Annotated in this window: 27 protein-coding genes; 22 read left to right on the top strand and 5 right to left on the bottom strand. The window is 63.3% G+C overall.

Features of this window, described 5'->3' with window-relative positions; all coding sequences use genetic code 11:
* Window positions 1-106 precede the first annotated feature (106 nt).
* Complete coding sequence (locus E0E41_RS16990) at window positions 107-1,300, top strand: coenzyme F420-0:L-glutamate ligase (protein ID WP_130871077.1); 1,194 nt, start codon at window positions 107-109, stop codon at window positions 1,298-1,300.
* A 41-nt stretch (window positions 1,301-1,341) separates the two neighbouring features.
* Here the strand turns inward: E0E41_RS16990 and E0E41_RS16985 are convergent, their stop codons facing one another.
* Both E0E41_RS16985 and E0E41_RS16980 read right to left on the bottom strand, forming a co-directional pair.
* Entirely contained in the window at window positions 1,342-2,838 is a 1,497-nt protein-coding gene (locus tag E0E41_RS16985) for an ArnT family glycosyltransferase (RefSeq protein ID WP_130871076.1), read from the bottom strand.
* A 95-nt stretch (window positions 2,839-2,933) separates the two neighbouring features.
* Window positions 2,934-4,304: a radical SAM protein gene (locus tag E0E41_RS16980; protein ID WP_130871075.1), complete on the bottom strand. Its 1,371-nt coding sequence runs from the start codon at window positions 4,302-4,304 to the stop codon at window positions 2,934-2,936.
* 263 nt (window positions 4,305-4,567) lie between these two features.
* Between E0E41_RS16980 and E0E41_RS16975 the strand changes: the two genes are divergently transcribed.
* From E0E41_RS16975 to E0E41_RS16960, 4 genes are all read left to right on the top strand, one after another.
* Window positions 4,568-5,914, top strand: a complete 1,347-nt coding sequence (locus tag E0E41_RS16975; protein WP_130871074.1) for a sigma-54 interaction domain-containing protein — start codon at window positions 4,568-4,570, stop codon at window positions 5,912-5,914.
* A gap of 286 nt (window positions 5,915-6,200) precedes the next feature.
* Entirely contained in the window at window positions 6,201-7,595 is a 1,395-nt protein-coding gene (locus E0E41_RS16970) for a CitMHS family transporter (protein ID WP_130871073.1), read from the top strand.
* 49 nt (window positions 7,596-7,644) lie between these two features.
* On the top strand, window positions 7,645-8,991 hold the full coding sequence (locus E0E41_RS16965; RefSeq protein ID WP_130871072.1) for an acyclic terpene utilization AtuA family protein: 1,347 nt from the start codon (window positions 7,645-7,647) through the stop codon (window positions 8,989-8,991).
* Between the two features lie 27 nt (window positions 8,992-9,018).
* Complete coding sequence (locus tag E0E41_RS16960) at window positions 9,019-9,318, top strand: AtuA-related protein (RefSeq protein ID WP_130871071.1); 300 nt, start codon at window positions 9,019-9,021, stop codon at window positions 9,316-9,318.
* 73 nt (window positions 9,319-9,391) lie between these two features.
* Here the strand turns inward: E0E41_RS16960 and E0E41_RS16955 are convergent, their stop codons facing one another.
* Complete coding sequence (locus E0E41_RS16955) at window positions 9,392-9,574, bottom strand: hypothetical protein (RefSeq protein WP_130871070.1); 183 nt, start codon at window positions 9,572-9,574, stop codon at window positions 9,392-9,394.
* A 128-nt stretch (window positions 9,575-9,702) separates the two neighbouring features.
* Between E0E41_RS16955 and E0E41_RS16950 the strand changes: the two genes are divergently transcribed.
* From E0E41_RS16950 to E0E41_RS16870, 17 genes are all read left to right on the top strand, one after another.
* The gene (locus tag E0E41_RS16950; RefSeq protein WP_130871069.1) at window positions 9,703-10,368 is read left to right on the top strand and encodes a Crp/Fnr family transcriptional regulator; all 666 of its coding nucleotides are present in this window, start codon (window positions 9,703-9,705) and stop codon (window positions 10,366-10,368) included.
* 70 nt (window positions 10,369-10,438) lie between these two features.
* A complete protein-coding gene (glpK, locus tag E0E41_RS16945; protein ID WP_130871068.1) occupies window positions 10,439-11,923 on the top strand; it encodes a glycerol kinase GlpK in 1,485 nt (494 codons plus the stop codon).
* A gap of 104 nt (window positions 11,924-12,027) precedes the next feature.
* The gene (locus E0E41_RS16940; protein WP_130871067.1) at window positions 12,028-12,465 is read left to right on the top strand and encodes a hypothetical protein; all 438 of its coding nucleotides are present in this window, start codon (window positions 12,028-12,030) and stop codon (window positions 12,463-12,465) included.
* 167 nt (window positions 12,466-12,632) lie between these two features.
* The gene (locus tag E0E41_RS16935) at window positions 12,633-12,845 is read left to right on the top strand and encodes a cold-shock protein (RefSeq protein ID WP_009259878.1); all 213 of its coding nucleotides are present in this window, start codon (window positions 12,633-12,635) and stop codon (window positions 12,843-12,845) included.
* Window positions 12,846-12,980: 135 nt separating this feature from the next.
* Window positions 12,981-13,223: a hypothetical protein gene (locus E0E41_RS16930; RefSeq protein ID WP_130871066.1), complete on the top strand. Its 243-nt coding sequence runs from the start codon at window positions 12,981-12,983 to the stop codon at window positions 13,221-13,223.
* Window positions 13,224-13,476: 253 nt separating this feature from the next.
* On the top strand, window positions 13,477-13,707 hold the full coding sequence (acpP, locus tag E0E41_RS16925; protein WP_130871065.1) for an acyl carrier protein: 231 nt from the start codon (window positions 13,477-13,479) through the stop codon (window positions 13,705-13,707).
* 68 nt (window positions 13,708-13,775) lie between these two features.
* Complete coding sequence (gene accB, locus E0E41_RS16920) at window positions 13,776-14,198, top strand: acetyl-CoA carboxylase biotin carboxyl carrier protein (RefSeq protein ID WP_130871064.1); 423 nt, start codon at window positions 13,776-13,778, stop codon at window positions 14,196-14,198.
* Between the two features lie 4 nt (window positions 14,199-14,202).
* Window positions 14,203-15,588 (top strand): acetyl-CoA carboxylase biotin carboxylase subunit, encoded by a 1,386-nt coding sequence (accC, locus tag E0E41_RS16915; protein WP_130871063.1) that lies wholly within the window; start codon window positions 14,203-14,205, stop codon window positions 15,586-15,588.
* Complete coding sequence (gene accD / locus E0E41_RS16910; RefSeq protein WP_130871062.1) at window positions 15,585-16,451, top strand: acetyl-CoA carboxylase, carboxyltransferase subunit beta; 867 nt, start codon at window positions 15,585-15,587, stop codon at window positions 16,449-16,451. Before accC ends, accD begins: the two co-directional genes overlap by 4 nt.
* A complete protein-coding gene (locus tag E0E41_RS16905) occupies window positions 16,441-17,262 on the top strand; it encodes an acetyl-CoA carboxylase carboxyltransferase subunit alpha (RefSeq protein ID WP_130871061.1) in 822 nt (273 codons plus the stop codon). Before accD ends, E0E41_RS16905 begins: the two co-directional genes overlap by 11 nt.
* Window positions 17,259-18,209, top strand: a complete 951-nt coding sequence (locus E0E41_RS16900; RefSeq protein ID WP_130871060.1) for a beta-ketoacyl-ACP synthase III — start codon at window positions 17,259-17,261, stop codon at window positions 18,207-18,209. The genes E0E41_RS16905 and E0E41_RS16900 overlap by 4 nt, the downstream gene beginning before the upstream one ends.
* Window positions 18,210-18,229: 20 nt before the next feature.
* Window positions 18,230-19,156: a DUF561 domain-containing protein gene (locus E0E41_RS16895; RefSeq protein ID WP_130871059.1), complete on the top strand. Its 927-nt coding sequence runs from the start codon at window positions 18,230-18,232 to the stop codon at window positions 19,154-19,156.
* Window positions 19,153-20,079 carry an ACP S-malonyltransferase gene (fabD, locus tag E0E41_RS16890; RefSeq protein WP_130871058.1) on the top strand — a complete coding sequence of 309 codons (927 nt, stop codon included), beginning with the start codon at window positions 19,153-19,155 and terminating at the stop codon, window positions 20,077-20,079. The genes E0E41_RS16895 and fabD overlap by 4 nt, the downstream gene beginning before the upstream one ends.
* Window positions 20,080-20,083: 4 nt before the next feature.
* Window positions 20,084-20,827, top strand: coding sequence for a 3-oxoacyl-[acyl-carrier-protein] reductase (gene fabG, locus E0E41_RS16885; protein ID WP_130871057.1), 744 nt, complete (start codon window positions 20,084-20,086; stop codon window positions 20,825-20,827).
* 12 nt (window positions 20,828-20,839) lie between these two features.
* Window positions 20,840-22,081 (top strand): beta-ketoacyl-ACP synthase II, encoded by a 1,242-nt coding sequence (gene fabF, locus E0E41_RS16880; protein WP_130871056.1) that lies wholly within the window; start codon window positions 20,840-20,842, stop codon window positions 22,079-22,081.
* 6 nt (window positions 22,082-22,087) lie between these two features.
* Window positions 22,088-22,522, top strand: coding sequence for a 3-hydroxyacyl-ACP dehydratase FabZ (gene fabZ, locus E0E41_RS16875; protein ID WP_165450612.1), 435 nt, complete (start codon window positions 22,088-22,090; stop codon window positions 22,520-22,522).
* Window positions 22,523-22,584: 62 nt separating this feature from the next.
* Entirely contained in the window at window positions 22,585-23,040 is a 456-nt protein-coding gene (locus E0E41_RS16870) for a MarR family transcriptional regulator (protein ID WP_130871054.1), read from the top strand.
* A gap of 46 nt (window positions 23,041-23,086) precedes the next feature.
* Here E0E41_RS16870 and E0E41_RS16865 read toward each other — a convergent pair whose 3' ends face one another.
* Both E0E41_RS16865 and E0E41_RS16860 read right to left on the bottom strand, forming a co-directional pair.
* The gene (locus E0E41_RS16865; RefSeq protein ID WP_130871053.1) at window positions 23,087-23,290 is read right to left on the bottom strand and encodes a PTS ascorbate transporter subunit IIC; all 204 of its coding nucleotides are present in this window, start codon (window positions 23,288-23,290) and stop codon (window positions 23,087-23,089) included.
* Window positions 23,290-24,303 carry an SPFH domain-containing protein gene (locus E0E41_RS16860; protein ID WP_130871052.1) on the bottom strand — a complete coding sequence of 338 codons (1,014 nt, stop codon included), beginning with the start codon at window positions 24,301-24,303 and terminating at the stop codon, window positions 23,290-23,292. Before E0E41_RS16860 ends, E0E41_RS16865 begins: the two co-directional genes overlap by 1 nt.
* Window positions 24,304-24,309: the final 6 nt, after the last annotated feature.

The following is a 24,309-nucleotide window of genomic DNA, read 5'->3' as shown; positions in this document are numbered from 1 at the left end:
GCTTTTTGCAATTTTTATTTTACAAACCGTCAATTTTACGGTATAATTATTTTGTTGCGGCAAAATGCCGCAGACAATTGAAAAAGATATTAGGAGTGTTGTACTTATGAGCCGGATGGTCGGTACCGTATCAATGGGGATCCGGGCCCCCATTATCCGCAGCGGCGATGACCTGGTGGAGATCGTCACCGGGTCCGTGCTGGAAGCCGTGAAGGACGGCGCGATCACTGTCCGTGACCGGGACGTGGTGGCCATGACCGAGGCCATTGTGGCCCGGGCCCAGGGCAACTATGCCACCGTGGACGACATCGCCGCCGATGTGAAAGCCAAACTGGGAGGAGAGACCATCGGCGTCATCTTCCCCATCCTCAGCCGCAACCGCTTCGCCATCTGCCTGCGGGGCATCGCCAAGGGCGCCAGGAAGATCGTCCTCATGCTGTCCTACCCCTCCGACGAGGTGGGCAACCATCTCATCGACGAGGATGTGATGGATGAGAAGGGCGTGGACCCCTACAAGGATGTGCTCTCTCTGGAGCGCTACCGGGAGCTGTTCGGCTACACCACCCACCCCTTTACCGGCGTGGACTATGTGGACTACTACGCCAACCTGATCCGGGAGTGCGGCGCCGAGGTGGAGGTCATCTTCGCCAACGATCCCCGGGCCATCCTGTCCTACACCAAGAACGTGCTGGCCTGCGACATCCACACCCGCGCCCGCACCAAGCGCCGCCTGCTGGCCGCCGGTGCCGAGAAGGTGTTCTGCCTGGACGAGATCATGACTGCTCCCATCAATGGCAGCGGCTGCAATGAGAAGTACGGCCTGCTGGGCTCCAACAAGTCCACCGAGGACAAGGTGAAGCTGTTCCCCCGGGACTGCCAGGACCTGGTGGAGGCCATTCAGGCCAGGCTGCTGAAGGAAACCGGCAAGCACGTGGAGGTCATGGTGTACGGTGACGGCGCCTTCAAGGACCCGGTGGGCAAGATCTGGGAGCTGGCCGATCCGGTGGTCTCCCCCGCCTACACCGCCGGTCTGGAGGGCACCCCCAACGAGCTGAAGCTGAAGTACCTGGCGGACAACGATTTTGCCGCCCTGTCCGGCGAGGCGCTGCGGGACGCCATCAAGAACGAGATCAAGAAGAAGGACGGCTCCCTGGTGGGCAAGATGGCCTCCCAGGGCACCACCCCCCGCCGGCTCACCGATCTGATCGGGTCCCTGTGCGACCTGACCTCCGGCTCCGGCGACAAGGGCACCCCCATTGTGTACATTCAGGGCTACTTTGACAACTACACCACCGAATAAGTCCACAAAAAATATCCCCATCCTTTTGGATGGGGATATTTTTATAATTTTGCTTTCCGGCGGCCCACCAGCTCATGCAGCCAGTCAAAGCCGGCGGCGGCCAGGACGATCAGCAGTACGGTCATGGTGCTGCGGTAACGGACCTGGATCTCAATGAACAGGTGGGCACAGAAGTAGGCCAGGGCGGTCAGCATCAGCAGGCGCTGGGTCTCCGGCATGGGTTTCCGCCGGCGCAGGGCGGACAGGGCGCCGCCCGCATTCACCAGGCCCATGGCGATGTAGCACCCGGAGCCCAGCCGCTGGAGCTTGTCCACGATATAGACGGCCAGTTCCTTCAGTCCCTGCTGCTCCAATTCATCCAGGTAGCGGGGCGTGAGGATCCAGGAGGCGTCCTCAAAGCCGCCCCACATGATGCGGATCTTCTGTATCATCAGCTTCAGCAGATCGGGCAGGGAGATGGACATCCGCTCCTTTGCCAGCTGCTCCAGGGCCTGGCGCTGATCCACGCCCTGGCCGAACACCGCCGCCGCGTCGGCGTCGCTGTACCGGCCCAGGGATTCCTGATTGAGCCCCAGGATAAATTTCCACTCCGGCGCCTGGTTGGACAGGCCGTAATGGTTCAGTCCCGTCCAGATCACCAGGCCGGAGAGCACCTTCCCGCACAGGAAATAGGCCGCCAGGAAGCACAGTCCGGGCAGCAGACGGGCGCCCAGGGACAGGCTTCTGTCCCCCAGCCACTCCAGCAGCTGGAGCACCAGGCAGGCGCACATGGCCATGGCCGCCACCACCCCCATGGGGCGCACCGCATTGCTGAGGGCAAGCAGTATGCCGCCGGCTCCGCCCAGCCACAGCCGCCGGACCCTGCTCCGCGCCGGAGTGGTGCAGACCCAGAAGGCCGCCAGCAGCAGGCACTCAGACAGGTGCTGGTTGGTGAGCAGAGGGATCAGGAAATAGGTACCCGGGTAGAGCAGGAACAGCAGCGCCGCCGTTCGGGACGCCCGCTCGGAGGCAAATCGCCTGGCCAGTCCGTAGACCAGCAGATTGGTCAGGGCGGAGAAAACCACGTTCATCAGGCGGAAGGTCACCGGTGTGGCGCCGAACAACTTGATGGCTCCCGCCAGCAGGGCCACAAAAAAGCTCTGATAGGACCACAGTTGAAAATAGGACGTGTCGTTCAGGATGTTGTTCCCCTGGGCCAGCTGCTCCGCCGCATAGTGGAGCAGGTAGAAGTCGCTCTCCAGCTGGGGGGTCACCGTCAGGGCCACCACGCCCTTGAGGACCAGAGCGGCCGCAAACAGCAGCGCCGTAAATACCCGGGGACCGGGATTCTGTTCCGGCAAGAACACCGCAGCACCCAGCATACATAAGGCGGGCACACAGGTATAGACCAGGAAAAAGGCCCTGGGGTGGGTATTGGCCAGCAGCATATACGCTGAGGCCGCCGCAATCAGCAGCCCCATGACCGCAAATGCAAACAGGATCAGTCCCTTTGCCGCGGCAGGCAGCAGACGCCTGCCCTGTGGTACCGCTGTCCTCATCTGTATCCTCCCTTCCAAAAAAAGACGGATCAGACCACTATGCAAAAAACAGGGCCGCTGGTTGGCGGCCCTGTTTTTATGTCATGTCGTGTGTCTTACTTGCCTGCGCAGGCGGTGCAGCCGGCACAGCTGGGGTGAGACTCGCTCCACAGCTTCTCAGCAGTGGGAGTCCAGTTGTCGGCGTAGGGGTGGGTCTTGGAGGTCAGGTGCTCCACGGTCTCGGGGGACTGAGGATCGGTAGAGTGGGCGCCGGTCTCATGTACCATCTTTTCAATGAACTCAGGATTCTCCAGCATGGGGCAGGGCCGCAGCATGTTCTTGTTGAAGGGCTGGTTGTCGTGGTAAGCCATGAACATGGGAGACTGCAGGCACTCCAGCAGGGTCTTCTCGTGGATGTTGGAGTCGGAGTAGTGGATGAACACGCAGGGATCCACATCGCCGTTGGCGTTGATGTGGAGGTAGCGGCGGCCGCCGGCAATGCAGCCGCCCACGTACTCGGCGTCGTTCTGGAAGTCCATGGCGAAGATGCCCTTGGTCTGCCGGAAGTTGCGGATGCGGTGGTAGATCTCCTCACGCTGCTCGGGAGTGGGCATCAGCTCGGGGGCGGCGTCGTTACCCACGGGCATGTAGTGGAAGAACCAGATGAAGTAGGCACCCAGGTCGATGATCTTGTCGTAGAACTCCTCGCTGGTGATGTCCTTGTAGTTGACGCTGGTGTAGCAGGTGGAGATACCGAAGGGCAGCTTGTGGCTCTTCAGCAGGGCCATGGCGTCGGTGACCTTCTTGTAGATGCCCTGGCCGCGGCGGGAGTCGTTGGCCTCCTCGAAGCCCTCCAGGCTGATGGCGGGGATGAAGTTGCCCACCCGCAGCAGGTCCTGGCAGAACTCCTCATCGATCAGAGTGGAGTTGGTGAAGGACAGGAAGGCCACATCGTTGTGCTTCTCGCACAGGGCGATCAGGTCCTTCTTGCGCACCAGAGGCTCGCCGCCGGTGTAGATGTACATGTAGATGCCCAGTTCCTTGCCCTGGGTGATGATGGAGTCGATATCATCAAAGGTCAGGTTCAGCTTGTTGCCGTACTCAGCGGCCCAGCAGCCGGTGCAGTGCAGGTTGCAGGCGGAGGTAGGATCCAGCAGAATGGCCCAGGGAATGTTGCAGCCGTACTTCTTCCGGGCGGCTTCCTGCTTGGGCCAGCCCACCAGGTTGGCGTTCACAAAGAAGTTATTGAACACGGTCTTGAGCACGTTGGGATCGGTCTGGGTCCACACCTTTTCGATCAGCTGGTGCCAGCAGGAATCCTTATCGTTGATAACCTTATCGAACATGGCGCGCTGGGGAGCCAGCGTATCACCAGCAAACTTGTTAACCAGGTCCATGACCTTGCTCATGTTGGTCATGGGATCTTTATCCAGATAATCAAACACCTTGGCCAGGCCATAGCGCTTCAAACTGTCAGGAATCTTCATAGTCTCTTACCCCTTTCACCTTATGGTATTACCATTGATTTGCCAACATGATACCGCCCTTTTTCGGAAAGGAAAATAGACAAATCCCCCTTCCTGTCCAAACTCTAGACAAAAACGGCAGTTTGCTTAAATTCTACGGAACCAGTCGGAAAAGTTTTTGTTATTTTAACAACTTCTAATCGCAGTATTGAAAATCATATTCCGCTTTTTTCTTGCCTTCCCTTTCCAGTCAGGCTAAAATGACCCTAAAAGGGGGACGCATCATGGAGCTTAGTGCAGACGCCCGGGCGGCATTTGACGCCATGCGGGAGGGTGTCACCATCATCGACACCAACGGAATTATCGTCTTCGGCAACCAGGCCTACCGGGAATTCCTAAATAAGGAGGCAGGGGGCGATATCGGCCCCATCGAGGGATATCGCCTCCGGGACCTGCGGCCGGGCGCCCGGCTGCCCGACGTGCTGGAGGTGGGCAAGCCCATCCTCCACCTGACCCGGCAGGAGATCAAAGATTTCTACTTTGTAAATATGTATCCCATCTACCAGGACGGAATACTCATCGGCGGAATATCAGTGGTCACCTTTCTGGAAGACGCCTATCAGGCCAAGGAGGAACTGGAGGCCGTGGAGGCCCGCAGCCGTCAGGTGCTCCACAGCATCAACAAGGCCAATGGCGCCCGCTACACCTTCGACGACATCACCACCGTCAGCCCTGCCACCGTTCAGGTGAAGGAACTGGCCCAAAAGATAGCGGAGACCGACGCCACCGTGCTGCTGGAGAGCGAGAGCGGCACCGGCAAGGAGCTCTACGCCCAGGCCATCCACAACGCCAGCGCCCGGCGGGACGGGGTCTTTGTGGCCATCAACTGCGCCAGCTTCAACGCCAACATGCTGGAATCGGAGCTTTTCGGCTATGTGGAGGGCGCCTTCACCGGCGCCAAGCGGGGCGGCAAGATCGGCCTGTTCGAGGCGGCCGCCGGCGGCACGCTGTTCCTGGACGAGATCTCCGAGATGGATCTGGGCCTCCAGGCCAAGCTGCTCCGGGCTCTCCAGGAGCACTCCATCCGCCCGGTAGGCGGCATCAAGGAGGTGCCGGTGGATGTGCGGGTCATCGCCGCCTGCAACGCCAACCTGCCCGACTACGTGGCCGACGGGAAATTCCGCAAGGATCTCTATTACCGTCTGAGTACCTTCCCGATCCACATTCCGCCCCTGCGGGAACGGCCCGGCGATATTCCCGCCCTGGCCGACTCCATTTTAAAGGACTTCTCCCACAAGCTCCGTCGTTCCTTTACCCTGACGGAGGACGCCATCACCTGTCTCCAGGCCCACAGCTGGCCGGGCAATGTGCGGGAGCTGCGCAATGTGCTGGAGTTCTCCGCCTACCTGACCCCTTCCGGCGTCATCACCAGCAGATCCTTCCCCGAGGATCTGCGCCGGGTCGCCGCCACCCAGTCCACCCAGACCCTGGCCCAGCGCACCCGGGCCTTTGAAAAGCGGACCATTCAGGCCCTGCTGGAGCGCAACGGCTCCTCCCTGGAGGGCAAGAAAAAAACCGCCGCGCAGCTGGGCATCTCTCTGGCCAGCCTGTACAACAAACTGGGCAATTGAAAGTTCTAAAATCTTAGAAATTGCTTCTAGGATTTTAGAATATATTGTGCCTAAACGCTTTGCCAACCGGTCAAAAAAGTGACTCTTTCGTTCAGTTCCAACATTTTAGAACTCCTGCCTTTTCCTTTTTGCAGGCCGGCGGGACGGAAAAGCGGCACACCCCTTGTCCCCCAAGGGTTTGAAAAATATTTTCCCTCTTTTTTCAGACTTGGCACGCGGATTGTTATATTACTGGGTGACAGGCGGTAAGGAGAGGCCGCCTGACAGAAAAAGAGGAGGTTTTGCAATGTCACCCTTAGCAATACTTGGATTTCTGACCGTCATTGTCATGCTGGTTCTCATCATGACGAAGAAGGCATCCCCCCTGGTGGCCCTGATCGTGGTTCCCGTGGTCACCGGCATCATCGCGTGTTTCTTTATCGCCGCGGTTCCCGAGGGAGCGCCTGAAGGCACCGCCGCCGTGGTGGATTTCGTAGCCAACTTCAAGTCCCTGGGCGGTATGATCACCGGCGCCAAGGGCATCGGCTCCGTAGCCGCCACCGGCGTTATGTTCATTTTCTCCATCCTGTTCTTCGGCATCCTCACCGATGCCGGCACCTTCCGCCCCATCATCAAGGGCATCCTGAACATGGTTGGTACCGACCCTGTCAAGATCGGCATCGGCACCGCCATCCTGGCCGCCATCGTCCATCTGGACGGCTCCGGCGCCGTTACCTTCCTGATCTGCGTACCCGCCCTGCTGCCTCTGTATGATGCACTGGGCATGCGCCGCACCACTCTGGCCACCATCGTGGCTCTCTCCGCCGGCACCATGAACATCCTGCCCTGGGGCGGCCCCACCATCCGGGCTCACACCGCTCTGGTGGCTATGGAGGGCACCGAGCCCACCGTTACCGAATTCTTCATGCCCGTCCTCCCCGCCGTGCTGGTTGGCCTGGCCTGCGTGCTGGTCATCGCCGCCTTCCTGGGCGCCGGTGAGAAGAAGCGCATCGGCGCCGTGGCCCTCCAGGCTGTGGGTCACACCGAGCAGGAGCTGACCGACGAGCAGAAGGCTCTGCTGCGGCCCCACCTGTTCATCGTGAACATCATCCTGATCATCGCCGCCATCGTCTCCCTGCTGTTCTCCGGCTTTGCTCCCGCCGTGGTCTTCATGGTGTTCTATGTGCTGGCCACCGTCATCAACTACCCCAAGGTGAAGGACTCCAAGGCCCGTGTGGACGCCCACGCCAAGGAAGCCCTGATGATGTGCTCCGTGCTCTTCGCCGCTGGCTGCTTTACCGGCATCATGCAGGGCACCGGCATGATCTCCGAGATGTCCAACGCCCTGGTGGCTATCATCCCCAACTCTCTGGGCAAGTTCTTCCCCGTCATCGTGGGTATCATCGGTATGCCCGCCTCCCTGCTGTTTGACCCCGACTCCTTCTACTATGGCGTACTGCCCGTGCTGGCCGAGACCGCTCAGGGCTTCGGCGTGGTAGGCGCCGACGTGGGCCGCGCCGCTATCCTGGGTCAGATGACCATCGGCTTCCCTGTCTCCCCCCTGACCGCCTCCACCTTCCTGCTGGTGGGCCTGGCCGGCGTGGACTTTGGCGAGCACCAGAAGAAGACCATTCCTCTGGCCTGGCTGGTCTCCCTGATCATGGTCGTCGTGGCCGTCATCACCGGCGGTATCTCTCTTTGATTTCTCTCCCTGATCCATTTACCCGTATGTGCAGAAAGGAAGTCATCTTATGAAAACCATCCGTATCGGCAGCGGCGCGGGCTATGCCGGCGACCGCCTGGAGCCTTCTCTGGAGCTCATTGAGAAGGGCAATCTGGACTATATCAGCTACGAGTGCCTGGCGGAACGCACCATTGCCATCGGCCAGCAGGCCAAGCTGAAGGACCCCACCAAGGGCTATAACGGCCTGCTGGAGCACCGCATGGAGAAGGCCCTCCCCCTGTGCTGGGAGCACAAGGTGAAGCTCATCACCAACATGGGTTCCGCCAACCCCCAGGCCGCTGCCCAGAAGTGCGTGGAGATCGCCCGCAAGCACGGCCTGAAGGGCATGAAGATCGCCTGCGTCACCGGCGACGACCTGCTGCCCGTCATTGACAAGTATATGGATACCGAGGTGTGGGAGAACCACAAGCCTCTGAAGGAGCTGCCCGGCGAGATCGTCTCCGCCAACGCCTACATGGGCGTGGAGGGCATCCTGAAGGCTCTGGACATGGGCGCCGACGTGGTCATCACCGGCCGTGTGGCCGATCCCGCCATCTTCATGGCCCCCGCCATCCACGAGTTCGGCTGGTCCCTGGAGGACTGGGACAAGCTGGGCAAGGGCACCATGATGGGCCACCTGCTGGAGTGCGGCGGCCAGGTCACCGGCGGCTACTTTGCCGAGCCCGGCAAGAAGGACGTACCCGGCGTGGGCCACCTGGGCTTCCCCATCGTGGAGATCTCCGAGGACGGCTCCTTCTTTGTCACCAAAGTGCCCGAGGCCGGCGGCAAGGTCACTGTGGAGACCTGCTCCGAGCAGATCTGCTACGAGATCCACGATCCCGAGAATTACCTGACCCCCGACGTGGTGGCCGACTTCAAGCAGGTCAAGTTCACCGAGCTGGAGAAGGACAAGGTGAAGGTGGAGGGCGCCACCGGCAAGCCCAAGACCGAGACCTTCAAGTGCTCCATCGGCTATAAGGACTGCTTCATCGGCGACGGCGAGATCAGCTACGGCGGCCCCGGCTGTGTGGCCCGCGCCAAGCTGGCTCTGGACATTCTGAAGGAGCGGCTGGAGCTGGTGGCTCCCAACGTGTTTGACGAGCTGAAGTTCGATATGATCGGCTGCAACAGCCTGTACTGGAATCCCGACTACAAGTACAACGAGGAGCCCAGCGAGGTGCGGGTCCGGGTGGCCGGCCGCGCCAAGACCAAGGCCGAGGCCGACATCATCGGCAACGAGGTGGAGGCCCTGTACACCAACGGCCCCGCCGGCGGCTGCGGCGCTGTGAAGCGCACCCGTGACATCGTGTCTGTGGCTTCCATCCTGGTGAGCCGCTACGACGTCAAGCCCGAAGCCGAGATCTTTGAAGTCTGATTCTGGGACAGAAAGGAAGCATTTGCTATGAAACTCTGGGATATCGCGCACTCCCGTACCGGCGACAAGGGCAACATCTCCAACATCTCCCTCATCGCCTACGATCCGAAGGACTATGAGATGCTCAAGGAGAAGGTCACCGCTGAGAAGGTGAAGGAGCACTTCAAGGGCATGGTCAAGGGCGAAGTGGTCCGCTATGAGCTGCCCAACATCCACGCCCTCAACTTCGTGATGTACGCCGCTCTGGGCGGCGGCGTCACCCGCTCCCTGTCCGTGGATATGCACGGCAAGGGCCTGTCCTCCTACCTGCTGGACATGGAGATCTGATCCGTTCCCTTTCCCAATTTTCCATAAAAAGGCCGCCGGCCTCCCGCATATGGGAGGCCGGCGGCCTTTTGCGTCACAGCACAATTTCCTTGACGATTATGGCGATCCCGACGATGAGCAGCACCGTGCCGCCCACCTTTGTGGTCACGGGAGAGCGCATCCTCCGGAACACTTTGTGTATCTGCTCATAGGGCACCAGGATGAACACTACTCCCAGCACCGCCAGCAGGACCCCCACGGACGAATATCCCGACATGTCCTCACCGCCGTTTCTTTTGTATGTCTTCCCATTGTAGCAGTTCTGCCTTCCTATTGCAAGCCCCGGGGACGCTGTGTTACAATGGGCACACTTGTTGTAGCTGCAACACGATGGAGGACTGCCTTATGACGGAATATCTGGAGATCCTGCGCCGCTCTCCCCTGTTCCGGGGGATCGGGCCGGAGGAGCTGTCCGCCCTGCTGGACTGCATGGGGGGCCGGCCCCGCCGGATGAAGAAGGGAGACACCATCCTGTCCGCCGGAGAGCCCGCCACCCACCTGGGCATCGTGCTGGCCGGGCGGGTGCAGGTCAGCCGTCTGAAGGCGGACGGCCAGCGGATCGTCATGGGTGAGATCCGGCCGGGCCATCTGTTTGCCGAGTCCTTCGCCTGCGCCCGGGCGGAGGCGCTGCCGGTCACTGTCACCGCCGGAGCGGACGGTGCGGTTCTACTGCTGGACAGCAGGCGGCTGTCTTCCCCCTGCTCCGCCGCCTGCTCCTTCCACAGCAGGCTGATCTCCAACCTCTTGTCGGTACTGGCCCACAAAAACCTGTCCCTGGCGGACAAGGTGGAGTACCTGTCCGGCCGCAATATCCGGGAACGGCTGCTGGCCTATCTGGAGGACCTGTGCCTGAAGGCCGGGAAAAACACCGTTACCGTACCCTTTGACCGGCAGGCCCTGGCAGACTATCTGTGCGTGGACCGCAGCGCCCTGTCCCGGGCCATCGGCCAGCTGCGGCAGGAGGGCATTCTGGAAGCGGATCGGGGGAAATTCACCCTGAAACAGCTCTGACCCCTTTTGCTCCCGGCGCTTCCGTGATACACTAAAACAAACTACAAACCTGCACAAAGGAGGTCCCGCAATGGGCAGCTATCTCCTGGCCCTGGATCAGGGCACCACCAGCTCCCGGGCCATTCTCTTCGACCGGGAACAAAATATCGTGTCCGTCTCCCAGAAAGAGTTCACCCAGTTTTACCCCAAGGAGGGCTGGGTGGAGCACGACCCCATGGAGATCTGGTCCTCCCAGTACGGAGTGATGATGGAGGTCATCGCCCAGTCCGGCGTGGCCGCCGGCGACATTGCCGCCATCGGCATCACCAACCAGCGGGAGACCACCATTTTGTGGGACAGGGAGACCGGCAGGCCCATTTACAACGCCATCGTGTGGCAGTGCCGCCGGACGGCGGATAGGGTGGACAAGCTCCGCTCTGACGGGCTGGAGGACCACATCCGCCAGACCACCGGCCTCATCCCAGACGCCTACTTCTCCGCCACCAAGATCGCCTGGATCCTGGACCACGTGGCGGGGGCCAGGGAGAAGGCCCGCCGGGGAGAGATCCTCTTCGGCACCGTGGACAGCTGGCTGCTGTGGAAGCTCACCGGCGGGGCGGTCCACGCTACCGACGTGACCAACGCCTCCCGCACCATGCTCTACGACATCAGAAAGCTGGACTGGGACGACACCCTGCTGAAGGCACTGGACATCCCCCGGGCCATGCTGCCAAAGGTGTGTTCCTCCAGTGAGATCTACGGCTATACCGATATCCAGGGGGTCCAGATCCCCATTGCCGGCATCGCCGGAGACCAGCAGGCCGCCCTGTTCGGGCAGACCTGCTTTGACCCCGGAGACGCCAAGAACACCTACGGCACCGGCTGCTTCCTGCTGATGAACACCGGGGAGACCCCCTGCTTCAGCTCCAACGGTCTGCTGACCACCATCGCGGTGGGGCTGAACGGCAAGGTGCAGTATGCCCTGGAGGGCTCGGTGTTCGTGGGGGGCGCGGTGATCCAGTGGCTGCGGGACGAGCTGCGCTTCTTTACCGAAAGCCGGGACGCGGAGTACTACGCCCAAAAAGTGCCGGACAACGGCGGGGTATACCTGGTGCCCGCCTTTACCGGCCTGGGTGCCCCCTACTGGGACATGTACGCCCGGGGGGTCCTGGTGGGCCTGACCCGGGGCACCCGTCGGGAACATATCACCCGGGCGGCCCAGGAATCCATCGCCTACCAGGTGGCCGACCTGGTCCACGCCATGGAGGGTGACACCGGTTTGCCCCTCCGGGCCCTGCGGGCCGACGGCGGTGCCAGCCGGGACGGCTTTCTGATGCAGTTCCAGGCGGACATTCTGGACCGGCAGGTCCTCCGCCCCGCCATCCGGGAGACCACCGCCCTGGGGGCCGCCTGCCTGGCCGGCCTGGCCGTGGGCGTGTGGCGGGACAGCGGGGAGCTGAAGGCACTCCGCAGGCCGGACACCGGCTTCTCCCCCGCTATGGAGAAGCCCCGCCGGGCAGAGCTGCTCCGGCAGTGGCACCGGGCTGTGGAGCGCTGCCGGGGCTGGGCAGAATGATTTGACCGGTTCGACAAAGCCTCCTGTCTTTCCCTTTCATTCTCTCTTGCAGGATGGGAGTAAATGGAGTAAAATAGGCCCCAGAAGACAGGAGGCCCTAAACCATGCAGAATATCGATTCTTTTTCCTATCAGTGCGGCGTGATCGACTGCTTTAACGAGATGGTGTACGCGGGTGTGAAGACCCTGGCCCTCAGCCGTCCCATGGACAGTGCGGAGGAGCGGGACGCTTTCCTTCCCTTTGCCAAAGAGAGCTGCCAGCGCTATGGGACCAAGTTCTACATAGAGGACGAGCCCCTGCTCACCGACCTGTTCCCCATCTCCATGAACCTGGGTAAGCACAACCTGCTGTTTTACCGGGCCGACCACATTCTGGACCAGTATCTCCGGCTGAAGCGCTGGAAGGAGGACCTGGTGCGGGAGAAGGTCTATTTCGGCGGCAACCGCACCCAGATCGCCTGGGATTACGGCCGTTTGCTCTCCTATCCGGAGGAGGCCATCCGCCGTCTGATCGCCGACAACCAGGAGAAAGAACAGCTGTGATTTTTCTTGACTGACAGCCGGTTCAGTGGTATATTATCAAGGTAGTCTAAATGCACGGCCTGAACTCACATTTTTGTAGTCATCGTCGCCTCTTCAGACGATGCGCAATCATGTGAGTTTTTTCTTTGACATTTAGCTCCAAATTCTTTTCAGGAGGTACCATAATTATGTATCACGGTACTGTTAAGTGGTTCAACGAGACCAAGGGCTTCGGCTTCATCTCCAACGACGAGGGCGGCGACGACGTGTTCGTGCACTTCTCCGCTATCGTGTGCGACGGCTTCAAGACCCTCCAGGAGGGCCAGAAGGTCACCTATGATGTGGAGCCCGATCCCAAGAACGCCGACAAGCTGCGCGCTGTCAACGTGGTGGCTGCCTAATCTGTTTCGACACACTTGCGCCGGTCCCTCCGGGGACCGGCGCTTTTTGCTGCCCGCACCAGCCGGCCCCCAGGCGCGTATACTGTCTTGCGGAGGGCAAAGACCCGCCGCTATTTTGAATGGGGGTACTTTACCATGTGCTGTTGCAATCGTCAGAATCGCTGCTGCTGCCGTTGCTGCCGCTGCGGCTGCTGCTGCTCCGGCTCCGGGAACAACGGCGGGGCCGTCACCCTGCCCGCTCTCGACCAGCTGTCCCTGCGCTCCAGCGGCGGCAGCTCCGCCGCCCGCTGGCCGGTCTACGTCTCCGTCCCCGCCTTCCTGTGGGAGGACGAGGAGGAGAACTCCGGCTCCTGCGGCTGCGGCTGCTGCCGGGGCTGATCCCCGCGCCGCCCCTCAGGGGGCGGTTACTTACCCCCATTCCCACCCCCGCGGCCCCTGCCGCGGGGGATTTTTTTGTCCCTGTTTCCCTTGCGCCCCTAGGTGTTGCGTCTCCAATTCCTTTTTTCGGCAAAAAAAGCTCTTGACAAATGGCCGCCGCCTGATAAAATATGCTTAAATTATTTTATTTAAAAATTTTTAAGTAAAATGATTTAACTAAAAATTTTGAACTGGTTTGTGAGGAGCATTTATTATGGATTTCGAGAAAGTTAAGGATATCATTGTGGAGACTCTGAGCTGCGATGCCGACAAGGTCACCCCCGAGGCCCGGCTGGCCGAGGATCTGGAGGCCGATTCTCTGGCCGCCGTGGAGCTGTCCATGGCTCTGGAGGAGGCCTTCGGCGTGACCATCGCCGACGAAGACCTGCCCAACATGAAGACTGTGGGCGATCTGATGAAGTACATCGAGGAGCACGCTGCCTGATCGCAGTCCTCCGCACCATTGCCTGAGGCGCCGGTATTACCGGCGCCTTTGTGCCGAAAGGAGCAGCTATGACCAATCAAGAGATTTTTGAGCTGATGGCCCGGTTCGATGCCAGCACCATCACCTCCTTCAAGCTGACCACCAAGGACACCACTCTGGAGCTGGGCAAGGGAGTTGCCGCCCCCGCCGCCGCCCCGGTTCTGTCCGCCGCGCCTGCGCCGTCTCCCGCGGCGGCACCCGCCCAGCCGGAGGGGCTGTGCATCACCGCCCCTCTGGTTGGCACCTTCTACGCCGCCTCCGCCCCCGACGCCGAGCCCTTTGTGAAGGCGGGCGACCATGTGAAGAAGGGACAGACCGTGTGCCTCATGGAGGCTATGAAGATGATGAACGAGGTGCAGGCCCCCTGCGACTGCGTCATCGAGGCCGTCCTTCAGGAGGACGGGGCCCTGGTGTCCTTCGGAGACCCCCTCATCCGCTACCGGGAAGGGTGAGCCCATGTTCAAGCGTATTCTGATCGCCAATCGGGGCGAGATCGCCGTCCGGATCTTCCGGGCCTGCCGGGAGCTGGAGATCGAGCCGGTGGTGGTGTACTCCCAGGCCGACGCGGAGGCCCTCCACGTCCAGCTGGCGGAGCGGGCCTACTGTATCGGCCCCGCCCGGTCCGCCGACAGCTATCTGAACGTGGACGCCATCCTCACTGTGGCCCGGGCCACCGGCTGCGACGCCATCCACCCGGGCTACGGCTTCCTGTCGGAAAACGCCGACTTTGCCGACGCCTGCGCTCAGGCGGGCATTGCCTTCATCGGTCCCTCCGGGGACGTGATCCGGGCCATGGGCAACAAGGCCGCCGCCCGCAAGCTGATGGTGGCCGCCGGTGTGCCGGTGGTGCCCGGCTCCGACGGCGCGGTGGAGACGGCGGAGGAGGCCAAGGCCCTGGCAGACTCCATCGGCTACCCTGTCCTCATCAAGGCCTCCGCCGGCGGCGGCGGACGGGGCATGCGCCGGGTGTTCGAGCCCGACCAGCTGATCCCCCTGTTTGAGGAGGCCCGCAGCGAATCGGTGGCCTGCTTCGGCAGCGGGGAGATGTACCTGGAGAAGCTGATCCTCAATCCCCGGCACATCGAATTCCAGATCCTGGCCGACAAAGAGGGCCACGTGATCCAGCTGGGGGACCGGGACTGCTCCATCCAGCGGCGCAACCAGAAGCTCATCGAGGAATCCCCCTCCAGGGCCCTGACCCCCGAGCTGCGGGAGAAGATGGGTGCCGCCGCGGTGGCCGCCGCCAGAGCCGCCCACTATGAGAACGCGGGCACCATCGAGTTCGTGCTGGACCAGGAGGGCAACTTCTACTTCATCGAGATGAACACCCGGGTCCAGGTGGAGCACCCGGTCACCGAGCTGGTCACCGGGGTGGACCTGGTGCGGGAGCAGATCCGCATTGCCGCCGGTCTGCCCCTGTCCCACACCCAGGAGGACATCGTGCTCCGGGGCCACGCCATCGAGTGCCGCATCAACGCCGAGGACCCGGCCCACAACTTCCAGCCCCGGCCGGGAAAGATCGACTTCGTCCATCTGCCCGGCGGCTGCGGAGTGCGGGTAGACACCGGCCTGTACACCGGCTACACCCTGCCCCCCTACTACGATTCCCTGATGGCAAAGCTCATCGTCCACGCCCCCACCCGTCTGGAGGCCATCCGCCGGATGCGTAGGGCTCTGGAGGAGCTCATCATCCAGGGTCCCCCCAACAACGTGGACCTGCTCCACCAGATCCTGCACCACCCCGACTTCGTCCGGGGCAACTATACCACCGGCTTCCTGGAGGCCAACATGGATACCCTGCTGGCCTGGAGCCGGAGCGGAGAGGAGACTGAGGAGAAATGAGCAACGTCTTTGCCCAGCGGCGGCAGAAGCTGCTCTCCCTGAAGGCCCTCCGGGGCACCTCTCCCGCCCCCGCCCACACCGAGGAGACCTGCCCCTCCTGCGGCGGCACCGTCAAGCGGCGGGAGCTGGTGGCCGGGCACTACGTATGTCCCCTGTGCGGCCACCACTACCCCATCGGGGCCTACTACCGGCTGAGCCTGGTGCTGGACAAGGGCACCTTCCGGGAGCTGGACGGCGCCCTCTCCTCCAACGACCCCCTGTCCTTCCCCGGCTACGCCGCCAAGCTGGACGCCGCCCGCCGGCGCACCGGCATGAATGAGGGCGTGGTCACCGCCACCGGCCGCATCGCGGGCCAGAAGGTGGCGGTGGGCGCCCTGGACAGCCGGTTCTTCATGGGCAGCATGAGCGCCGCCCTGGGCGAGAAGGTCACCCGGCTGGTGGAGTACGCAGAAAAGAACAAGCTGCCCCTCATCCTCTTCTCCGCCAGCGGCGGAGCCAGGATGCAGGAGGGCATCCTGTCCCTGATGCAGATGGCCAAGACCTCCGCCGCCCTGGACCGGTTCTCTCAGAAGGGCGGGCTGTACATCTCGGTGCTCACCCACCCCACCACCGGCGGGGTCACCGCCAGCTTTGCCAGCCTGGGGGACATCATGCTGGCCGAGCCCGGCGCCCTCATCGGCTTTGCCGGGCCCCGGGTCATTGAACAGACGATTGGGGAAAAGCTGCCGGAGGGCTTCCAGAGCGCCGAATATCTGCTGGAACACGGGTTCCTGGACGCCATCGTGCCCCGGGCCCGGATGCGGGACACCCTGATCCGGCTGCTGAAGCTCCACGGGAAAGGAGGGAGCGACCGTGCCAAATGATCTCACTCCCGCCCAGCGGGTGGCGCTGGCCCGCCACGCCGACCGGCCGGGCACGGCGGAGTTTATCGACGCCCTGTTCACCGACTTCTTTGAGCAGCGGGGCGACCGGCACTGCGCCGACGACGGCAGCATTCTGGGCGGCATCGCCCTGTTCCACGGCCACCCGGTCACCGTCATCGGCCACCGGAAGGGCCGCACCCTGGAGGAGCACATGGCCAACCACTTCGGCATGCCCTCCCCCGAGGGCTACCGGAAGGCCCAGCGGCTGATGCTCCAGGCCGAGAAGTTCGGCCGGCCCATCATCACCTTTATCGACACCCCCGGCGCCTACCCGGGCCTGGAGGCCGAGGCCCACGGCCAGGGAGAGGCCATCGCCCGCACCCTGGCCCTGCTGTCCGGCCTCACCGTCCCCGTGGTGTCGGTGGTCACTGGCGAGGGGGGCAGCGGCGGAGCCCTGGCCCTTGGGGTAGGCAATAAGGTGCTTATGCTGGAGAACGCCGTCTACTCCGTCCTCTCCCCTGAGGGCTTCGCCGCCATCCTGTGGAAGGACGCCTCCCGCAGCAGCGAGGCCTGCGACGTGATGAAGCTCACCGCCGCCGACCTGCTGGAGCTGGGGGTCATCGACGGCATCATCCCCGAGCCCGCCGCCGGGGCCCACGCCGCCCCCCAGCCCGTCTTTCGGGCCCTGGACGCCGCTCTGGTGCGGGAGCTGACCGCCCTGAGCAAGCTGAGCCCCTCCGCTCTGGCCGCGGCCAGATACAAAAAATTCCGCTTGATGGGCAGTAAGGCCCTGCGAAAGGAGCGCCTATGAACGGAATCAAATTGATCTCCACCGGTTCCGCCCTGCCGGAGCGGGTGGTCACCAACGACGACATGGCCAAACTGGTGGACACCAATGACCAGTGGATCGTCTCCCGCACCGGCATTTCCAGCCGCCGCCACTGCTCCGGGAATGAGAGCCACACCTCCCTGTGCCTGGCCGCCGCCAGACAGGCCCTGGACCGGGCGGGGATCTCCCCGGAACAGATCGGGGTATGCCTGGTGGCCACCTTGTCTCCGGACTTTCTCACCCCCGCCGCCGCCTGCATCCTCCAGCGGGAGCTGGGCTTTTTGGAGGATACGGTGTGCTTCGACCTGAACGCCGCCTGCTCCGGCTTTGTCTACGGTCTGCACACAGCCCAGTGCCTGCTGGCCGCCGCCCCCCGGAAATACGGTCTGGTGGTGGGCTGCGAGGTACTCAGCCGCCTTACCGATTTCACCGACCGGTCCACCTGTGTCCTCTTCGGAGACGGGGCGGGAGCCGCCCTGGTGGAGTGGCGGGAAGACTACCCCTCCCTGCACGCAGTGCTGGGCTGCCGGGGCAATCAGGAGGCTCTGACGGTCCCCGGCGTCCATACCGACGCCCCCTCTTACATCCATATGGACGGCCAGACCGTGTTCCGCTTTGCGGTGGAGGCCCTCCCCCGCTGCGCCAAGGAGGTGGCGGACAAGGCGGGCGTCCCCCTGGATCAGATAGACCGCTTCGCGTTCCATCAGGCCAATCAGCGGATCATTGATTTCGCTGTAAAAAAGCTGAAGGTGGACCCCGCCAAATGCACCGGCAACATCGCCCGCACCGGCAACACCTCCGCCGCCAGCGTACCCATCCTGCTGGACGAGCTGGTGACCTCCGGCGCCCTTACCTCCGGCCAGAAGGCCCTGTGCGTGGGCTTCGGCGGAGGACTGACCTGGGCCGGCGGACTGCTGGAACTGGCGTAAGGCTATAAGGAGTTTTGACAATGAAACTGAACGAACTGCTGGGGACGGAATTCCCCATTATCCAGGGCGGCATGGCCAACATCGCCACCGGCGCCTTCGCCGCCGCCGTGTCCAACGCGGGAGCCCTGGGCCTGGTGGGCTCCGGCGGCATGGACGCCGAGGCTCTCCGCGCTGAGATCCGCACCGCCAAGGCCAATACCGACAAGCCCTTCGGCGTCAACCTGATGCTGATGAACCCCCACATTGAAGACCTGGCCAAGGTCGTTGTGGAGGAGGGCGTCCAGGTGGTGACCACCGGCGCCGGCAACCCGGGCAAGTACGTCCCCGCCTGGAAGGAAGCTGGCATCAAGGTGTTCCCCGTGGTGGCCGCCCCCATCCTGGCCAAGCGGCTGGAGCGGTACGGCATCGACGGCGTCATCGCCGAGGGCACCGAGAGCGGCGGCCACGTGGGCGAGATGACCACCATGGCCCTGGTGCCCCAGGTGGTGGACGCGGTGAGCGTGCCCGTCATCGCCGCCGGCGGCATTGCCGACGGCCGCCAGATGGCCGCCGCCTTCGCCCTGGGAGCCTGCGGCGTGCAGGTGGGCACCTGCCTGCTGGCCAGTGAGGAGTGCCCCATCCACGACAACTACAAGCAGGCCGTCATCAAGGCCGGGGCCAACGACACCACCGTCACCGGCCGCTCCGGTGGGGCCCCTGTCCGGGTGCTGAAGAACAAGATGGCCCGGGAGTACCTGCGGATGGAGAAGCAGAATTTGCCCCTGGCTGAGATGGAGAAGCTGACCCTGGGCTCTCTCCGCCGGGCGGTGTTTGACGGCGACCTGGACACCGGCAGCTTTATGGCCGGTCAGGTGGCCGGCATGGTCCACGAAATCCGTCCCCTGCGGGCCATTTTTGAAGATCTGATGCGCGGCTGTGCCGCCGTGGTGAAAGGACTGAACGTATGAGCCTCGCCTTTTTGTACGCCGGACAGGGCAGCCAGCACCCCGGCATGGGGGCCGACCTGTACGAGGCCTACCCGGAATTCAAGGCCGTCCTGGACGGCGCGGATGTGGATTTTGACCTGAAAACCGTCTCCTTTTCCGATCCCGACGGGGTACTGAACCAGACCCAGTACACCCAGCCCTGCATGGTGGCCTTCGCCGTGGGCATGACCGCCATCCTGGCCGGGCTGGGTATTACCCCCGACTACGCCGCCGGACTGAGCCTGGGCGAGTACTCTGCCCTCCAGGCCGCCGGGGTATTCACGCCCCAGCAGGCCATCTCCCTGGCCGCCTTCCGGGGCAAGGCCATGGCAGACGCCGCCGCCGGCATGTCCTGCGGCATGACCGCCGTGCTGGGCCTGGACCGGGAGAAGCTGCAGCAGGCCTGCGATCAGGCCGCTGATGCCGGTGTGGTGGAGATCGCCAATTACAACTGCCCCGGCCAGCTGGTCATCGGCGGGCAGAAGGAGGCGGTGGACAAGGCCGCCGCATTGGCCAAGGAGCTGGGCGCCAAGCGGTGCCTCCCCCTGAAGGTCAGCGGCCCCTTCCACACCTCCCTGCTGGCTCCCGCCGGGAACGCCCTGCGGGAGAAGTTCCAGGAGATCACCTTCGGCACCCCCAGGTTCCCGGTGCTCTTCAACTGCCTGGGCCGGGAGATGGGCCCCGAGGACACCATCCCCGCCCTGCTGGAGAAGCAGGTCCAGTCCTCCGTGTACATGGAGGACACCATCCGCCGGCTGGAGGAGCTGGGGGTGGACACCATCGTGGAGATCGGACCGGGCAAGGCCCTCAGCGGCTTTGTGAAAAAGACCGCCCCCTCCATCAAGACCTACGCCGTGGAGACCTGCGCCGACATCGACGCGCTGGCCGCGGCTCTGAAAGGATAACGCTATGAGTATGACTGGAAAGACCGCCGTTGTCACCGGCGGCAGTCGGGGCATCGGCCGGGCCATCTGCCTGGAGCTGGCCCGCCGGGGGGCCAACGTGGTGTTCTCCTACGCCGGCAACACCGCCGCCGCGGAGGAGACTTTGGCTGCCCTGAAGGAGCTGGGGGTGGAGGCCCGGGCCGTCCAGGGGGACGTGGCCGACGCCGCCGCCGTAAAAAAGCTCATGGACACCGCCGTGAAGGAGCTGGGCGGGCTCCACATTCTGGTGAACAACGCCGGCATCACCCGGGACAACCTGGCCATGATGCTGAAGGAAGAGGATTTTGACGCCGTCATCGCCACCAACCTGAAGGGAGCCTTTCTGTGCATGAAGGCCGCCGCCCGGCCCATGATGAAGGCCAGATACGGCCGCATCGTGAGCCTCTCCTCGGTGGTGGCCCTCCGGGGCAACCCGGGCCAGATCAACTACTGCGCCAGCAAGGCCGGCGTCATCGGCATGACCAAGTCTTTGGCCCGCGAGCTGGGCGGTCGGGGCATCACCGTCAACGCGGTGGCCCCCGGCTACATCGACACCGACATGACCGCCGCCCTGCCCGACGCCGCCCGGGAGGCCATGCTGGCCTCCATCCCCGTGGGCCGGGCGGGCAAGCCGGAGGACGTGGCCGCTGCCGTGGCCTTCCTGGCCTCCGATGAGGCCGCCTACATCACCGGCCAGGTCCTCTCCGTCGATGGCGGAATGGGCATGTAAGGAGGAACGAACATGGAAAAACGCAGAGTAGTCATCACCGGCATGGGGAGCGTCAACCCCCTGGGCCACAATGTGGCCGAGACCTGGCAGGCCGTGAAGGCCGGGGTGTGCGGCATCGCCCCCATCACCCAGTATGATGCTTCCAAGCAGAAGGTCCACCTGGCCGCCGAGGTGAAGGACTGGGACCCCACCTCCGTGCTGGACAAGAAGGATGTGCGCCACATGGCCCGGTACTCCCAGCTGGCCATGGCCTCCGCCAAGGAGGCGGTGGCCGACAGCGGCCTGGATCTGGAGGCCGTTGACCGCACCCGCTGCGGCGTTATCGTCTCCAGCGGCGTGGGCGGCGTCGCCATCACCGAGACCGAGCAGATGCGCTGCTCGGAGAAGGGCTTTGACCGGGCCTCCCCCTTCTACATCCCCTCCACCATCGCCAACATGGGGGCCGGCCTCATCGCCATCGCCTTCGGCTTCCAGGGCATGTGCACCTGCCCGGTGACCGCCTGCGCCGGCGGCTCCAACGCGGTGGGCGACGCCTTCCGCCACATCCGGGACGGCTACGCCGAGGTGATGCTGTGCGGCGGCGCCGAGGCCGCCGTCACCCCCCTGTCCATCGGCGGGTTCACTTCCATGCGGGCCCTCCACGTGGGGGATGACCCCAAGCGGGCCTCCATTCCTTTTGACGCAGAGCGCTCCGGCTTTGTCATGGGCGAGGGCGCCGGCATCCTGATGCTGGAGGAGTACGAGCACGCCAAGGCCCGGGGAGCCAGGATCTACGCCGAGGTGGTGGGCTACGGCGCCACCTGCGACGCCTACCACATGACCGCCCCCGCCCCCAACGGGGAGGGCGGCGCCCGGGCCATGGCCCAGGCCCTGGCCGACGGCGGCGTGGCCCCGGAGCAGGTGGGCTACATCAACGCCCACGGCACCTCCACCCCTCTGAACGACTCCGGCGAGACCGCCGCTATCAAGACCGTCTTCGGCGACCACGCCTACCAGCTGGCGGTCAGCTCCACCAAGTCCATGACCGGCCACATGCTGGGGGCCGCCGGCGCGGTGGAGGCCATCTTCTCCGCCCTCACCCTGAAGGACGGCTTCCTGCCCGCCACCATCAACTACCAGGTGCCCGACCCGGCCTGCGACCTGGACTACGTGCCCAACCAGGGCCGGGAGGCTCAGGTGGAATGCGTGCTGTCCAACTCCCTGGGCTTCGGCGGCCACAACGCCTGCGTCCTGTTCAAGAGATGGGAGGGCTGAGGGATGATGCAGTATAATTCCAATCAGATCGCCGAGATCCTCCCCCACCGCTATCCCTTCGCCCTGGTGGACCGGATCGTGGACGGCGAGGAGGGCAAGTGGGCCAAGGGCATCAAGTGCGTCAGCGTCAACGAGCCCTTCTTCCAGGGCCACTTTCCCCAGTACCACGTAATGCCCGGCGTGCTCATCCTGGAGGCTCTGGCCCAGGTGGGCGCGGTGGCCCTGCTGTCCATGCCGGAGAACCGGGGCAAGATCGCCTTCTTCGGCGGCATCAGGAACGCCCGGTTCCGCCGCCAGGTCACCCCCGGCGACGTGCTGGAGCTGGAGTGCACCCTCATCAAGCAGAAGGGTCCGGTGGGGATCGGATCGGCCAAAGCCACGGTCAATGGCCAGGTGGCGGCCACGGCGGAACTCACCTTTGCCCTGGGCAAGGATTCCTGATTGCCCTTTCCTCCGCCGTTTGATATAATGAATAAAATGATTGAGAATGCGGAGGCTGCGGCATGCTGGAACAGAGATTTGAAACCGTGTATACGAAATTCAAGCTGCATTTCTATCAGGAGATCTTTGAGCGCTTCCAAAACCGGGAGGCCAGCCTGACCACGGTGGAGACCTTTGCCATGGAGACCATCCAGGCCCTGGGCTCCCCTACGGTCAATGAATTCGCCTCCTTCATGCGCATCTCGCCCCCCAACGCGGCCTACAAGATCAACAGCCTCATCCGCAAGGGGTATGTGCAAAAAATCCAGTCCGCCCAGGACAAGCGGGAGTACCACCTGCAGGTGACCCAGAAGTACAGGGACTATTACAACATCAGCAACGACTACGTCCACGTGGTCACCGAGCGGATGCGGCAGCGGTTCACACCCGAGGAGTGCGTCAAGCTGGAGGAGATGCTCTCCATCATCAGCAAGGAGCTGATGCCCGAGGTCAGTCTGGGCGCGGCGGAAGAAGCCTGAACACAACACAGCGAGCCCGGCCGGAACATCCGGCCGGGCTCGCTTTTTACTTGATATCCAGCTCCGGCGGCACGTCGATCTCATCGGAGACGTACTTGCCGTTCTTCTTCCGCTGCCGGACGCACTCGGTGAGCAGATACTCGATCTGGCCGTTCACCGAGCGGAAATCGTCCTCCGCCCAGGCGGCGATGGCGGCGTACAGCTTGGGGGACAGGCGCAGGGGTACCTGCTTCTTGCCGTCGGCGGCCATCAGTAGAGGCTCCCGGAGTTGACCACCGGCTGGGCGTCCCGGTTGCCGCAGAGCACCACCAGCAGGTTGGACACCATGGCGGCCTTCCGCTCCTCGTCCAGCTCCACCACCTGCTTCTCGCTCAGCCGCTCCAGGGCCATCTCCACCATGCCAACGGCCCCGTCCACGATCATCTTCCGGGCGTCAATGATGGCGGAGGCCTGCTGCCGCTGGAGCATCACCGCGGCGATCTCAGGCGCATAGGCCAGGTAGGTGATGCGGGCCTCGATGATCTCCAGCCCCGCCTGGGTCACCTTGCTCTGGATCTCGTCCTTGATGCGGGCGGCCACCACCTCGCTGGAGCCCCGCAGGCTGCCCTCGTCGGCAATGCCGTCCCCGGTGGTGTCCACGTTGGGGGCCACGTCGTAGGGATAGATACGCACGATGTTCCGCAGGGCGCTGTCACACTGGAGGGACAGGTACTCCTTGTAGTTGTCCACATCGAACACCGCCTTGGCGGTATCCACCACCCGCCACATCACCGCAATGCCGATCTCCACCGGGTTGCCCAGGCAGTCGTTGATCTTCTGCCGGTTGTTGTTCAGGGTCATGATTTTCAGAGAGATCCGCTTGCCCGCAGTCTCCGCGTCCACCTTCAGGGTCACGCCCTTACCGCCGCCGTCCACGTCCCCGCTCTGGTTCAGCCGGGTCTTGGCGGCGGGGTTCACGCCGGAGCAGAAGGGGTTGACATAGTAGAAGCCCTCCCCCTTCAGGGTGCCCACATACTTGCCGAACAGGGTGAGCACCAGGGCCTCCTGGGGCTTGAGCACCTTCAGCCCGCACAGGAAAATCCAGCCCAGGCTCAGCCAGACAATGCACACCGCCAGCAGGGCCGGCCAGCCGGCCCCTCCCCGGCCGGCGTCCACCGCCGCCGCCCCCAGGATGACGCCCACCACCGCCGCGGCGTACAGCACCACAAGGAGCAGCAGCACCGCCAGGCCGTGTTTGTGCCCCTGAATCAGTTTCTCTTTCATGGGAAT

It is taken from the genome of Intestinimonas massiliensis (ex Afouda et al. 2020), assembly GCF_900626285.1.
Taxonomy (GTDB): domain Bacteria; phylum Bacillota; class Clostridia; order Oscillospirales; family Oscillospiraceae; genus Flavonifractor; species Flavonifractor massiliensis_A.
The sequence above is the reverse complement of the archived record's forward strand: the minus strand, read 5'-3'. Positions and strand labels throughout refer to the sequence as shown.